Origin of the sequence: Streptosporangium sp. OZ121, from assembly GCF_051918885.1 — a bacterium.
Classification (GTDB): Bacteria; Actinomycetota; Actinomycetes; order Streptosporangiales; family Streptosporangiaceae; genus Streptosporangium.
Window position 1 is genome coordinate 15246 of sequence record NZ_JBPXMC010000048.1, and the last position, 14184, is coordinate 29429.

The window sequence follows — 14184 nt, forward strand, 5'->3', positions numbered from 1 at the left end:
TCACGTCCCCCGAGCGGCCAGGATCAGGTCGACCACCTTTTCCGGCTGTTCCTGCCCGACAGCCTGAAGGTCGGGACCGTTGCGGATGGACACCAGGTAGCAGCCCGAGCGCGGTCCTACGGTCACCGTGATATCGCGCCAGCCTTGGGGGCCGATCACCGCGAGTTCGGGCGGGTGCCGTTTCATCCATGTCCGGGAGTCAGGTCGGTTCGGCCAGGTGGGAAGGTCTACATGGTTGCCGTAGAGCCCGAGGCTGATCGTGTTGTGGCGGTGGGCACGAATGCCATGTTCGGTGAGAAGTCGTTGCACGACGGCCAGAGCCCTGTCCTGGCTTTCCGCTGTAGCGTCGGTGATCACCTCGCCGCACTCGTCGCCACGCTGGTTTTCGCTCTGCCCCTCTGTTTCGCTTTGCGTCACTCTCATAACACCCGCCTTTCCTCTCACAGGTGCGCGCTCTTTGGGGCCCTCATGGTTCCGACCCGTTTCTGAGAGCACCAGCAAGGGCATCGCTTACAGCGATAGGAGTGCTAGGGGAAAGATCGCTCACAGCGATACGCTCGTTCGGTGGATGTGCGAACTTTCCCAGAGGCCCTTAAAGCGATCATGGAGCAGCAAGGGTGGACCCAGACCGATCTCGCCCGTGAGCTAGGTGTTTCCCAGGCATGGGTCTCCGAGGTATCCCGAGGCCAGAAGGACACCGGCATGGCCAAGGCCATCAACCTACTGGCGCGCGTAGGCTGGGAAATACGCATATCGCCCAAAGTGGAGGAGTCCGTGGAACGTAGGGAATTTCTGGCAGCAGCCGCATCCGTTATCTTTGTTCCCTCTACTGGCGCGAACCCCTACCAAGACGCCAATTATGTGAATACGTTGGCCACGTCACTTGCTCGCAGTCGGTATGAGCTTGGTGGAATTCCGCTCATGTCGCGTGCGTCAAGCCACATGCAGCACATCGATCGGATATTGAAAGACGTCAGCGAGCGGCCTCTGCAAAAAGCGGTTTCCGAGCTTATGTATCAGGTCACCCTCGTTCTGTACGACGCGGGGAAGCTTGCCCAGGCTGACCGGACCGGCGGCATCGCGCTAGACCTCGCGCTTCGAGCCCAGGACTTCAAGAGCCAGGCCCGCGCGTACGACAGCCTGAGCCGGGTCAGTCTCTACCGAGGTGATCATGCCCGAGGGGTCACCTACGCTCAGCGAGGGCTACAGGTCCCGGACATCACCAGCAGCCAGCAGGCATCTTTGAGCATGAGGCTTGGGCGTTCCCTGGCGCTCATACCGGAGCAGAAAGCAGCATCCCGGGACGCGCTTGATCGTGCGCTCAATGTCGGAGGGCTTTCTCCCTTCGGAGAGGCCGCCTTGGCGGGTGACGTCGGCATAGGACTGAGCCACCTTCGCGAGTACGGGGAAGCCGGAACACTGCTGAATGAAGCGGCCAGCACGATCGGGCAATGGTCGCCGCTTTTCCGGGCGCAATATCTGGGACGGCAGATACAAACGGCACTCAGGGCTTCTGATCCGTCTTTCGCGGCTGATCGGATGAACGAACTGGCGCGAGCGCTCCCGTTCGTCGCTTCGGCGCGAGTCAACAAACGGGTTCATGAAATACTCCGAGCGTCCCTCAAATGGAACGCGACCCCGGAGATACGACAGGCGCGCGAACACCTGCAATCCATGATTTCCCCTGAAGCGCCACCGCCCGCCGCGTGACAACGGGCCTCATGGTGCCGCCCGTTCTTTGGCGATCCTGCGGGCAGTGACGATGCGTTGCCGGGCCAGCTCCGCCCAGAAGGGTTCGCCGTGTCGGTGGCCGCTTCCGGCGTAGCGCCACTCGGACAGGGTGAGCGTGGTCTCTTCGGCAGGGTCGGGCAGGCCGAGGAGCATCCGGGCTTGCGCGGCGCGGTAGTCGGCACGGGTCCGGCGTAGCTCGCCGAGGGTGGTGGAGTAGTAGCGGCTCTTGGTGGAGAAGTGGCCCCGGTACCCAAGCATGTGCGACCAATGCCGCAGTGGGAGCAGCCGGTATTGAGACAGGCGGTTCAGAGTGAAGCAGGTCAGGATCATGCGCCGGGCGTGTTCGGTCACGTCCAGTCGGGCGATGTCCCGAGCGTCACGGATGCGTCGGTCCACCGTCCCCGCGGATTCCGCTCCCTTGGTCGCGTACTTGGCCACGTAGGAGGCCACCCGCTGGTCACTCACGCCGTCGAGGTCGGTGGAGAGGTAGACCGGTCGCACGTCGAGTTGGTCACCCCAGCGCAGCAGGACCGGAGGAGGAGCGTCCGGCGACTGTTTCGAGGCCGGGACGACGACCTGTGCGGCGGCCTGCCGGATCGCGGTGTCCAGCAGTGGAACGGTTGCCCACTCCGGGGGAGGGGAGGCTGGACCGTTCGGGCCGTCGAGGCGGATCACCGCGTGGAAGTGGACCAGGCCGCGCGCTTGGTACTCGGCGACCTTGGCATACGACAGGCGCAGCACCTCACGCAGGTGAGCACGAGACACGCCGAGCTGCCGAGCCAGGACAGCCGGGAGTGCCTGGGTGAAGCGGCGCCACAGCTCTCCCGCGTGAGCGTTCCACAGGACCGCGCCCTGGTAGTCATAACAGTCCACGCAGAGCGGTTGCCCCACTTGTGGGTCCTCGCGGTCGTGACGTCTACCGCAGCCCTCGTATCGGCCATGAGGGCAGATAGGGGAGTCGCGCCGGGGACGGCATGGCAGGGTCTTGCCGTCCTTGCCCGTACGGTGAGCATGGACTGAGCCGAAGGACGGAGCGGTGAAGGTGGCGAACACGCGAGGATGGCCGCCCACGTCTTCGGGGACGCCCTTGCCGCCGCGCAGGCCGGAGATGATGAGGTGGTAGGTGTCGTCCTTGTAGACCGCCGAGCAGGCTGCGCACCGCGACGCGCGACGGTTGCCGCAGGCGGTGAGTAGGAACCCGGTGGGTTCGTCGGCCGTCCGGTAGACGTCGAGGATCTCACCGGTCGCGCCGTCGAAGGTCAGACGTTCACCGTGCAGGCGGACCGGTTGGGCACAGCCGCCCGTGGCGTAGACCATGCGTTGCCACCGGGCGAAGTCGGGCATGGCCGCGCGTTGCAGTGCGGCCAGGATGTCAGGGGCGAAGGAGGGGGCCGGGTTCACGCGGCACCCCTCCCGGCTTCGAGGGACGGGGGTTCGGCACGGGTCGGCCCGTCGGCCAGCTCGATGCCGTGGATGGCGGCGATACGTCGCCATTTCTCGGGTGACCACCGAGGCGACTCGGCGATCTTGCGCTTGGACCACTCCCGTACAAGCGCGGCGTGCGGTACCAGTTCGGGAGGTACCAAAGGACTCCTTTCTCTCTGCGGAGTTCCCACGCCATTTCGGGAAAAGACAGGTGCCATCGGCAGGCATGCGGAAAAGACATGACTGCGCAGGAACGGCACTCGTCAGCGAGATTGATGGAGTGTTGAGGTCGCGCGACGGTGAACCAGTGAGCGCTGCCTGTACTGCTGGCCTACCGCTGGCCGGGTCCCCCCAGCGGAACGGCTCTCGTCTTCGTGGTGCCCGGTGGCGTACTGCGCTCGAATGTGTCGCGTCTGGTCTCTCGCTGCTTCCCGAAAGGCGGGGGAAATTATCTATTGTTATTTTGCCACGGTGGACGGGAAATTATGCGTGCGGGAATTTCCGCCGGGACGTCTTCCGAGCCGTCCCCTGTCGTCCGGTGGCGTCCGGCTGCGTCCAGTGACGTCCGGCTGCGTACGGCTGCATCTGATCGTCAGGGGCAACAAGTAAGGGAGCTGTCACCTGTCGGTCAGGTGCTCAGCTCCCTTGGGGGCGAGGACGTCCCAGGACGTCTTACTCCATCCACACCGGTTCGAGGAGGTCGGGATTGAAGGTGGCCCGTCCCTTGCCCGCCGGGTGCACGATCACCGCGTGGAGCATCTCCCGGACATGCGCCCTCTTTCGCGACAGCGGTAGCCCGCCCTCCGCTTCCGGGAGGTACCAGCGCCGCCGGATCTCCTTGATGTCGGTGACCATGCTCGCCCGCTGGCGTTCCGCCCGTCCCGTGATCTTGTTCTTCTCCGCCCGCAACCGGGCGATGTCGCCTTCCAGGTCGGCGGCGGTGCGGAAGTAGAGGTTGTTGGAGATCTTCCGCCCCCGCCACTGCCGGGTCAGTTCCTCCAGTTGCTCCTCTACGTCGGCGAGTTCTTCTTCCCGGGTCCACAGTGGAGCGTCGTCCACGTCCGTGTACTGGGCGAGTTCCATCTGACCGAGCACGAGTTCCGAGATGGCGAAGTCGACCAGGTCCCCGCGCCGCGCGACTCCGCCGCAGCCGCCCACGTCCTGGCCGGGGCAGAAGTAGATGTGTCGCTTGCCGTCCTTCGTCTTCTTGGTCCTCAGCGGCACGTTGCATACGCCCCCGCCCTCGACGGGACGACCGCAGCGCAACACGCCGGTTAGCAGGTAGCGGTGCTCCCGGTAGTCCAGGGGGAGGGGAGCGCCCACGGCGCCGCCCCGCTTGACGGTGTGCCCCTTGCGGCTGTCGAGGATGTCTCGCACGGCCAGCCACTCCGCAGGGGTGAGGATCGGTTGCCATTCCCCGGTGATCGGGTCGCCGCTCGCGTCGCGGACCAGTTCGCCGCGCAGCTCCCGGTAGCCGCACATGCGCGGCTTGGCCAGTGCCGAGCTGAGCGTGCGCGTTTGCCAGTCGTTGCCCCGAGGGGTCTTGACCCCCCGCCGCTTCCAGTCCATGACGATGGCGTAGAGCGACGTGCCCCCGGCGAAGTCGCGGGCGGCCTGCCGCAGCAAAGCCGCTTCCGGCTCTTCCACCGTGATCCGGTCGTCCTTCCAGCCGAACGGACGAGGACCGCCGACCGCCTTGCCCTGGAGTGCCCGCGCCTGATGGGAACTGCGCATCCGGCGTTGCATCTTGCGGACCTCCATCTTGGAGATGACCGCGCCGAACAGGCCCATGCTCTCCACGTCCTCGCTGTAGAGGTCCTTGGACTGCTTGGCGTCGGCGAAGACCCGCCCGTCCCGGTAGGTGATCGCTTCGACGAACCGTTCGTAGTCGCCGGGACGACGGGCCAGCCGGTCCTCAGCGATGATCACGACGCCCCGGACCTCTCTGCCGTCCGGCAGCTTCCCGCCCTTGAGGACCTTGAGCATCGCTTCGAAGTCGTCGCGGTAGACGTCGGCCTTGGCCGCTGACTTGTCGTTGTCGGTGAACTCGTGCACCACGGTCCAGCCGTGACGTGTGGCCGTCTGGCGGTTGACCCGGTGCTGGTCCTGCACACCGTGTTCGTCGCCGCGAAGGTCGGCCGAGATGCGAGCGTAGGACACGACGGGGACCAGGTCCGTTCCCTCTGGCAGCGTGGTCGTCTTCGGCACGAGCACCTCCGATTTAATAGGGCCTCTGTGCATGTTCTACCACTACCTGGTTCCGGAGCTGGGCCCCGGCACCCGGTTCCGGCTCGACTGGAGCAAGCCGCTGGGCGAGCACGCCGAGGCGCGGCGGCTGAGCGTCGAGACCCGGCCGGTGCTGGTCGGGCCGCTGTCGTTCCTGCTGCTGGCCAAGTCCACCGAGCCCGGCTTCGCACCGCTGCGGCTGCTGGACGGCCTGCTGGAGGCCTACGCCGAGCTGCTGGAACGGATGGCCGCGGCGGGGGTGGCCGAGGTGCAGCTGGACGAGCCGGTGCTCGCCGCCGACCGTACGGAGGAGGAACTGGCCGCGCTGCGCCGGGTCTACGCGCGGCTGGGCGAGCTCAGCAGCCGCCCCCGGCTGCTGGTGGCCACCTACTTCGGCGAGATCGGGCCCGCGCTGGAGATCCTGGCCCGCAGCCGGGTCGAGGCCGTCGGCCTGGACTTCGTCTCGGCGCCCGGCAACCTGGAGGCGCTGGCCGCCGCCGGCGGGCTGCCCGGCAAGACCCTCGTCGCCGGGGTCGTCGACGGCCGCAACATCTGGCGTACCGACACCGCGAAGGCGCTGGCGACCTGCGCCGCGCTGCTCGGCCTTAGCGACCGGCTGGTGGTGGGCACATCCTGCTCGCTGCTGCACGTCCCGCTCGACCTGGACGCCGAGACCTCGCTGGACCCGCGGCTGCGTGAGCGGCTGGCCTTCGCCAGGCAGAAGGTCGACGAGGTCGTACGGATCGGCAGGGCGCTGAACGGCGAGGAGGTCGTCGTGGGGGAGAGGACCGTCGAGCGGTTCCTCAACCCCCGGGTGCGAGCCAGGCTGGACGCACTGGGCGAGGGCAGCCCGCGCGCCCCGCACGCCGAGCGGCTCGCCGTGCAGAACGCCGACCTGGGCCTGCCGCCGCTGGCCACCACCACCATCGGCTCCTTCCCGCAGACCGGCGAGGTGCGTCAGGCCCGCGCCGCCATGCGCTCGGGCGACATCGACAGGGCCGGGTACGAGCGCAGGATGGAGGCCGAGATCGACCGCGTCATCGCGCTGCAGGAGGACATCGGCCTGGACGTGCTGGTGCACGGCGAGCCCGAGCGCAACGACATGGTCCAGTATTTCGCCGAGATGCTGGAGGGCTACGCCGCTACCGAGCATGGCTGGGTGCAGTCGTACGGCAGCCGCTACGTCCGCCCGCCGATCCTGTTCGGCGACGTCTCCCGTCCCGAGCCGATGACGGTGCGCTGGGCCTCCTACGCGCAGTCGCGGACGAAGAAGCCGGTCAAGGGCATGCTTACCGGCCCGGTGACCATGCTGGCCTGGTCCTTCGTCCGCGACGACCAGCCGCTGGGCGAGACCGCCATGCAGGTGGCACTGGCGCTGCGCGACGAGACCCGCGATCTCGAGGCGGCGGGTATCAGGATCATCCAGGTCGACGAGCCCGCGCTGCGCGAGCTGCTGCCGCTGCGGCAGGCCGACCGCGAGGACTACCTGAAGTGGGCGGTCGCCGCGTTCCGGCTGGCCACCAACGGGGTGGCCGACAGCACGCAGATCCACACCCACATGTGCTACTCGGAGTTCGGGGAGATCATCGGCGCGATCGGCGACCTGGACGCCGACGTGACCAGCGTCGAGGCGGCCCGCTCCCGGATGGAGCTCCTGGACGACCTGCGCGCCTTCGGCTACGCGCGCGGCATCGGGCCCGGCGTGTGGGACATCCACTCGCCCAGGGTGCCCTCGGCCGGGGAGATCGAGGCCGCCCTGCGTACGGCCGCGGCCTCGGTGGATCCGGCCCTGCTCTGGGTCAACCCCGACTGCGGCCTGAAGACCCGCGGCTATCCGGAGACGGAGGCCAGCCTCAGGAACATGGTCGAGGCTGCCCTGCGCGTCCGCGCGGAAGCGGTCTAGAGCCTGTTCAGAGGCTCGATCATGTGGCTGGGATGAGGAGCTTCAGCCACATGATCGAGCCTCGGAGACAGGGGCCGGCCTCGTGGCTTGCCGGAGCCCTGCTTCGCGGCGTCGCCAGGCGGGCCGGTGCGGAAGATCGTTGATCGAGCGCCTCTACGTTCGGCCGAGGTCGTGCATGCCGGAACGGCTGACTCCTGGCGAGCGTGCGGACCTCGCTCTGGCGGCCGGGGACCGATGTCCAGCCCTTGCGCGAAAAACGCCGATGAAGGAGCTTGATTCATTAACCTTTCGTCCATGGATATACCGGGCGTGGACTTGACCGTGCCGAGCGCGGCACGCATATACGACTACCTGCTGGGCGGCAAGGACCACTTCGCCTCGGATCGCGAAGCCGCCGATATGGTGCTCCAGTCCGTGCCGAACGCGCGCGAGAACGCCAGGGCCAACCGTGCCTTCCTGAGCCGGGCCGTGCGCATCCTCGTCGACGCGGGCGTCCGCCAGTTCCTCGACATCGGCGCCGGGTTGCCGACGCAGGAGAACGTTCATCAGGTGGCCCAGCGCGCGGCGCCGAGCTCACGGGTGGTCTACGTCGACAACGATCCCGTGGTGCTCGTCCATGCCCGCGCGCTGCTCGCCGACAACCCCGGCACGGTGGTCGTCCCGGCCGACATCCGCGACCCGGCCGCCCTGCTGCGGCACCCCACGGTCCATGACTACCTGGACTTCACCCAGCCGGTGGGAGTGTTACTGCTGGCCGTCCTGCACTTCATCCCCGATGACGAGGAGGTGGCCGGCATCGTCGCCGAGATCCGTCGCCCGCTGGTGTCCGGCAGCTACGTGGCCGTTTCCCACGGCCACCCCGGCGAGCTGACCGGAGACCTGGCGAAGAAGGGCCAGGAGCTGTACGGCCACACCCGTCAGGGAGCCGTCGTCGGCCGCACCCGCGCGGACATGGCCGCGTGGCTCGAGGGCTTGGAGCTCCTGGCTCCGGGCATCGTCCCCGTCCAGGGCTGGCGCCCCGAGGACGACTTCGACCCCATCCCCGACCTCGCGAAACCCGGCGTCTTCGGCATGGTCGCGAGAGTTCCGTAGGGGGCGCCCCTTCGGGAGACGTTCACCGGGTCCCGATGGTGATCCGTTCCAGGTTCACGAAACGGCCGGGGGAGACCTTCCCGCCGCGCGAGCACACCCACCTGCCGGCCGCCCGAGTCGGCGCCGTCCACACGGTCTGCGCCGAGCTCGGGCGCACCTCCTTCGCAGACGATGATCGCCGGGGCCGCTGCCCGTGGGCAGCCCGGCCTTTCTCGGGGTGGTGACCGGCAAGGTCCACCTGCCGGTCGACCGGCGATGTCGTCCGCTGTCCTTCGTCCTGACCGTGGGGCAAGGACCGTGGGGCAAGGACCGTGGGGCAAGGACCGTGGGGCAAGGACCGTGGGGCAACGGGGACAGCGCGCGGTTTCGCGCCGTCCTGGCTCGTAGCAAGGTCCGGCCGCCCGCGTACCCGTCCTGCCGCGGCGGCCGCCGACAGGCCTGCTCCCTCCCGTTCCTCCGGCGACAACCACGGCTATCTGGCCGGCGCCACATCAGGGCCGTCATCCCCGAAAAGAGCGACCGGGCGGCCAACCGTGAGAACCGCCGCTCCCGGGGCCCGGCCGAAGGGGTCGTCGCGCCTGACAGGCCACCGAATCTTTCCTGACTCGAATATTTACTGTTAGGAAACTTTCTTTTATATTCGAGTCACCCCCCAGCGAAGGAGCAGGACATGCGCAGAACGGTCACCTTCCTCGCGATGGCGATCATCGCCGTCGCCTCGACCGTGTTCATCGCGTCACCGGCCAACGCGCACGGCTACATCTCGTCGCCGCCGAGCCGTCAGGCCATGTGCGCCCAGGGCCGGGTCACCGGCTGCGGCGACATCATCTACGAGCCCCAGAGCGTGGAAGGTCCCAAGGGCCTGAAGAACTGCCACGGCAACGTCGCCCGGTTCTCACAGCTCAGCAACGAGAGCAAGGGCTGGCCGGCGACGAGCGTGGGCAACTCGGTCACCTTCAACTGGGTGCTGACCGCCCGCCACGCCACCAGCACGTGGGAGTACTTCATCGGCAACACCCGGATCGCGGTGTTCAACGACGGCGGCAGGCAGCCCGGCGCCACCGTCTCGCACAACGTGAACCTGGGTGGCAGGACCGGCCGTCTGAAGGTCCTCGCCGTCTGGAACATCGCCGACACCGCCAACGCCTTCTACTCCTGCGTCGACCTGCAGCGCTGATCCGCGATCCGCGATCCGATCTGGCCGGACATAGCAGGACATGGATGGATCCGTGAGGTCCAACCAGGTCTGACAGGTCCGGCCAGGTCCGATGGCAGGGGTCTGGCCCGTTGGACCCGAACCGTTCCCGCGCCCCGTGGCCCGGCGGCGTCCCCCGCCGTCTCCGGCCCCGGTGGGTGCGGGGGCGGTTTCGTCGTTCCGGCACCTTTCCTGGCGTCCCCTCCTCGGATGATTCGAAAGAGGTCACCAAGGGCGACCGCGGTGTCACGGAAAAGGATCTCCCTTGAATGGGAGCCGGAATGGCGGGCGCGACGTCGTGGACATAGCAGCTCAAAGTGTGCAACACGGCTTTTCGTATGCGCTTTAATTGCCGAAACCTCGGTGATTCAACTCGACGGCAATGGGGAACAGATATCGTGCGTCCAGGGTTCCCGGCGCCCGTCGGGGCAGGGGTCGGCACTGTAGGGGTGGGCGGTGACTCGTCGCACAAAAAGAATCACCGATGTCGCCACGGCGATTCTGGTGGTTTTGGGAATCCTGGTCGGACTTCCGGTGCGAATGGTCGAAGAATATCTTCCGGACACGGTCGTCGAGCACCGGATCGAATGGGTCGTGATTTTCGGATTAACCGCCTCCCTCGCCGTCCTGCTGACATGGCTGACGCCGAAACTGAGGGAGTCACGCACGCGCGGCGGGCTCTTCCTGGTGCCGGACAGGCAGCCGGGCTGGATCAGGAGAACCGAGCTGGACGAGGTGGTCTCCACCCTGACGATGAGGGGCTCGGGCACGGTCGGGCTGACCACCGGTCTCGCCGGGGCGGGCGGGTTCGGCAAGACCTCTCTGGCCGTGGAGGCGTGTCACAGCGACGAGGTGCGTAAACGGTTCGGCGGCGGCGTCATATGGGTCACCGTGGGCCGTGACCGCGCCGGTGCCGACATCGCGGCGCTCGCCAACGACGTCACGGAGGCCGTGCTGGGCGTCCGGCCGGAGTTCTCCAGCCCCGAGCAGGCCGGTCACCGGATGGCCGAGGCCCTGGCGGAGCGGGGCCGCGTGCTGCTGGTGGTCGACGACGTGTGGAGCCTCAGGCAACTGCGCCCGTTCCTGGCCGCGGCCGCGCGGTCCCGGGTGCTGGTGACGACCAGGCTGCCCCGGGCACTGCCCCCGAAGGCGATCGCGATGATCGTCGACGAGATGGCGCCGCGGGTGGCCGTCCAGGTGCTGAGCCGGGGGCTGCCGCCGATGAACCCCGGGGTCGTCAGCGACCTGGTCGGCCTGACGGGGAGATGGCCGCTGCTACTGTCCCTCGTCAACGCGCGGCTGCGCGACGAGCACGGCGCGGGAACGAATGCCGACGTCGCCGCGCGCCGGGCGGCCGAGCGGCTGGGCCGGACCGTGCCGCCCGTTTTGGACGTCACCGCCGCCTCCCAGCGGGAGACCGCGGTGCTCGCCACCGTCGAGCACAGCCTCGAGGCCCTCGGCGCGTTCGACCGCGCCCGTTTCCTGGAACTGGGCGTCTTCCCCGAGGACGCCGAGATACCGGTCAGCGTCGTCGAGCTTCTCTGGCGGGGCACCGCGGGACTCACGTCCAAGCAGGCGGAGCGGCTCTGCGGAAGGCTCCAGGACCTCTCGCTGGTCAGCAGACGTCACGCGAGGGGAAAGACGCCGTCGATCACGATCCACGACGTCGTCCGTTCCGCCGTCCGCTCGGAGGGCGGCCTGGGAAAGGAGCGCGTCGAGGCCGCGAACCGCGACCTCCTCGACGAGGCCAGGAACCTGATACCCGACGACGACCTCACGGCGGACGCCGAATGGTGGAGGCTGCCCCAGACCATGCCCTACCTCTGGGACCACCTGCCGTTCCATCTCTCCGAGGCGAGGAGATACCGGGAGCTGGAGTCGCTCCTGCACGACGTGCGGTGGTTCGTCGCCCGGGTACGCGCGTTCGGGGTGGCCGCGGCGGAGGCGGACCTGGCCCTGTCGACCTCCCGCTCCGTCGCCGGGGTCCGCCGGTTGATCGACCGCAGCGCCCACCTGCTGACCCCCTTCGAGTCGGACGCCGTCTCCACGGCGAACCTGCTGGCCCGCCTCTACGCGTTCCCGCCGATGCGGGCGTCGGTCGAGCGTTACAGCCAGGAGAACAAGACCACCTTCCTGAGAGCCCGCTGGCCGCTGCCCGACGACGGCGCCACCTGCCTCCTGCGGACCCTGACCTCGGCGACGAGACGGCTCAACCAGGTGTCGATCACACCGGACGGGTCGCGGTTCGTCGTGCACGCCCGCGACGGCGGCGCGCAGATCTGGAAGGTCGACGGCACCACCCGGACGACGCTGGCCACCCACGGCAGGCCGGTGCACGAGGTCGTCGTCGCGCCGGACGGTTCGTGGCTGGTGACCCGCTCCGGGAGCAGGAGGGTGCAGATATGGGGGATCGGCGGCACCGAGCGGGCCGTCCTGCGCACCGGCGTGGGAAAGCTCGCCGCGATGGTGGCGGCGTCCGACGGGTCGTGGCTGGCGACCCTCTCCGCGAGCGGGAAGGGCCGCCTCTGGAATCCCGACGGGAGCAGGCGGGCCACCCTGCGAAGCGGGACGGGAAAGCTCGCCGGGCTGGTGGCCGCGCCGGACGGGTCGTGGCTGGCGACCCGCTCCGCGAGGGGAGGGGTCGCTCTCTGGAGTCCCGGCGGGAAGAGACGGCTGGTCCTCAGGAGCCGGGTCCGGGTGAGAACCAAGCCGCGACGCCTGAAAGACGTCCTGAGGATGCGCGGCTGGAACCAGGAGGACGAGAAGGTCTCCGGCCGGAACAGGCCGATCGGCAAGGTCTCCGAAATAGCCGTCTCACCTGACGGTTCGTGGCTGGCGACCCTCTCCGGAGACGGGAGCGTGCGTCTGTGGGGAGTCGACGGCGTCGAGCGGGCCGTCCTGACGGGACACACCGGGGCAGGATCGGGCATGCGAATCTCTCCCGACGGTTCGTGGCTGGCCACCTGGGCGTCCACCGGCCCGGTGCGGTTGTGGGAGGCCGACGGCAGGCAGCGGGCCGTCCTGACGGGTCATGCGGGGGTGGTTCGTCAGGTGGTGATCGCGCCGGACGGCGGCTGGCTGGCGGTGCTCTCCGGTGATCGGAGTGTGCGGTTGTGGGAGGCCGACGGCGTCGAGCGGGCCGCTCTGACGGGTCATGCGGGGGTGGTTCGTCAGGTGGTGATCGCGCCGGACGGCGGCTGGCTGGCGGTGCTCTCCGGTGATCGGAGTGTGCGGTTGTGGGAGGCCGACGGCGTCGAGCGGGCCGCTCTGACGGGTCATGCGGGGGTGGTTCGTCAGGTGGTGATCGCGCCGGACAGCAGCTGGCTGGCCGCCTGCTCCGACGAGGGGACGATCCGGATCTGGCAGTCGGAGCGCACCGCGCGGCAGAGCCGCAGGGGCCGGACCGGGACGGTGCGCCAGGTGACGATCTCCCCCGAGGGGAGCTGGATCGCCACGCACTCCGGTGACGGGTCGGTGAAACTCTGGAATGAGGACAGGATAGAAGGGGCGACCCTCACCGTTCCCCTGGAGAACAGCCACTACGGCGCGGTCTCGCCGGACAAGACGTGGCTGGCCGTATGGTCGGCCGACCACGTCGTCCGGATACGCGGCGCCGGTGGCCGCAGGCGGGCCATCCCGACGGGGCACGCGGGACGCCTGCGCGGAGTGGCGATCGCCCCCGACAGCACCTGGCTGGCCACCTGGTCGGCCGACCGGACCGTACGGCTGTGGGGCGCGGGCGGCAGCAGGAGGGCGGTGCTGGCCGGTCACACCGGGCCGGTGCGCGAGGTGGTGATCGCTCCCGACAGCACCTGGCTGGCCACCTGCTCCGAAGACGGCACCGCCCGCGTGTGGTGGGCCGACGGCACCGAGCGCGCCGTCCTGGTCGCGAACGTCAGGGCGACGGCCCACCTCCTCATCTCCCCGGACGGCGGCTGGCTCGCCACCCTGTCCATCTACGGGAAGATCCAGCTCTGGAAACCGGACGGCCGCAGGTACGCCACCCTGAGGAACAGGGTGGAGGACATCGGCGAGATCACCGTGGCGCCGAACGGCAGATGGTTCGCCATCTTCTCCGCCAACGGGACGGCCGGTCTGTGGGGAGCCGACGGAAAGGCACGGGCCTCGCTCAAGGGCTGCCCGGGTCCGGCCCGGGGGGTGACGATCGCCCCCGACGGCACCTGGCTGGCCGCCTGCTTCGACGACGGCGGCGCCCGTGTCTGGTCGGCGGGCGGCACGGAACGGGCGAGGCTGTCCGGCGGCGAGGGAAGGATCCGCGGCGTGGCGATCTCCCCGGACAGCAACCTGCTCGCCACCTGCTCCGACGACGGCACCATCCGGGTGTGGGACAGGTACGGCGAGTCGTCCGCCGCCGGAGCCCGGGTCGAGGCGGGCCTCAACTGCCTGGCCTGGTTCCCCAGCGGCTTCGCCCTGGCCGCGGGCGGCGACCAGGGCCTGTACGGGTTCGACCTCTACCCTCCGCCCGAATAGCGCCCGGACAGCGCTCGCGGTGAGCCGGCGCGACCGGCGCGGTCGTCACCGCGGCTTTCGCGCGGCGGGTTTCCGCGTTAGGCCTCGCGGCGGCGCGGGCTCACCGCGAGCGCGGCCAGCG

Annotated in this window: 9 protein-coding genes; 5 read left to right on the forward strand and 4 right to left on the reverse strand. The window is 68.8% G+C overall.

The annotated features are described in order from the left end of the window. On the reverse strand, positions 1-423 hold the full coding sequence (locus tag ACTOQ1_RS41160) for a hypothetical protein (protein WP_440073816.1): 423 nt from the start codon (positions 421-423) through the stop codon (positions 1-3). Positions 424-564: 141 nt separating this feature from the next. Between ACTOQ1_RS41160 and ACTOQ1_RS41165 the strand changes: the two genes are divergently transcribed. After that, positions 565-1710: a helix-turn-helix domain-containing protein gene (locus tag ACTOQ1_RS41165; protein WP_440073817.1), complete on the forward strand. Its 1146-nt coding sequence runs from the start codon at positions 565-567 to the stop codon at positions 1708-1710. A 9-nt stretch (positions 1711-1719) separates the two neighbouring features. Here ACTOQ1_RS41165 and ACTOQ1_RS41170 read toward each other — a convergent pair whose 3' ends face one another. The 3 genes from ACTOQ1_RS41170 to ACTOQ1_RS41180 all read right to left on the reverse strand — a co-directional run bounded on the left by ACTOQ1_RS41170 (position 1720) and on the right by ACTOQ1_RS41180 (position 5370). Next, positions 1720-3132 (reverse strand): replication initiator, encoded by a 1413-nt coding sequence (locus ACTOQ1_RS41170; protein WP_440073819.1) that lies wholly within the window; start codon positions 3130-3132, stop codon positions 1720-1722. After that, positions 3129-3317 (reverse strand): hypothetical protein, encoded by a 189-nt coding sequence (locus ACTOQ1_RS41175; RefSeq protein ID WP_440073820.1) that lies wholly within the window; start codon positions 3315-3317, stop codon positions 3129-3131. Before ACTOQ1_RS41175 ends, ACTOQ1_RS41170 begins: the two co-directional genes overlap by 4 nt. A 511-nt stretch (positions 3318-3828) precedes the next feature. Beyond that, positions 3829-5370 carry a recombinase family protein gene (locus ACTOQ1_RS41180; RefSeq protein ID WP_440073821.1) on the reverse strand — a complete coding sequence of 514 codons (1542 nt, stop codon included), beginning with the start codon at positions 5368-5370 and terminating at the stop codon, positions 3829-3831. Between the two features lie 25 nt (positions 5371-5395). Between ACTOQ1_RS41180 and metE the strand changes: the two genes are divergently transcribed. The 4 genes from metE to ACTOQ1_RS41200 all read left to right on the forward strand — a co-directional run bounded on the left by metE (position 5396) and on the right by ACTOQ1_RS41200 (position 14063). Beyond that, a complete protein-coding gene (gene metE / locus ACTOQ1_RS41185) occupies positions 5396-7285 on the forward strand; it encodes a 5-methyltetrahydropteroyltriglutamate--homocysteine S-methyltransferase (protein ID WP_440073823.1) in 1890 nt (629 codons plus the stop codon). 309 nt (positions 7286-7594) lie between these two features. Continuing rightward, positions 7595-8377, forward strand: coding sequence for an SAM-dependent methyltransferase (locus ACTOQ1_RS41190; protein WP_440073824.1), 783 nt, complete (start codon positions 7595-7597; stop codon positions 8375-8377). A gap of 670 nt (positions 8378-9047) precedes the next feature. After that, positions 9048-9554 carry a lytic polysaccharide monooxygenase auxiliary activity family 9 protein gene (locus ACTOQ1_RS41195; protein WP_362690702.1) on the forward strand — a complete coding sequence of 169 codons (507 nt, stop codon included), beginning with the start codon at positions 9048-9050 and terminating at the stop codon, positions 9552-9554. A gap of 612 nt (positions 9555-10166) precedes the next feature. After that, a complete protein-coding gene (locus ACTOQ1_RS41200) occupies positions 10167-14063 on the forward strand; it encodes an NB-ARC domain-containing protein (RefSeq protein ID WP_440073826.1) in 3897 nt (1298 codons plus the stop codon). Positions 14064-14184 lie beyond the last annotated feature (121 nt).

Coding starts and splice junctions, on each gene's coding strand:
- ACTOQ1_RS41195 (WP_362690702.1), top strand. CDS start 9,048: ATGCGCAGAACGGTCACCTTCCTCGCGATGGCGATCATCGCCGTCGCC.
- ACTOQ1_RS41160 (WP_440073816.1), bottom strand. CDS start 423: ATGAGAGTGACGCAAAGCGAAACAGAGGGGCAGAGCGAAAACCAGCGT.
- metE (WP_440073823.1), top strand. CDS start 5,396: ATGTTCTACCACTACCTGGTTCCGGAGCTGGGCCCCGGCACCCGGTTC.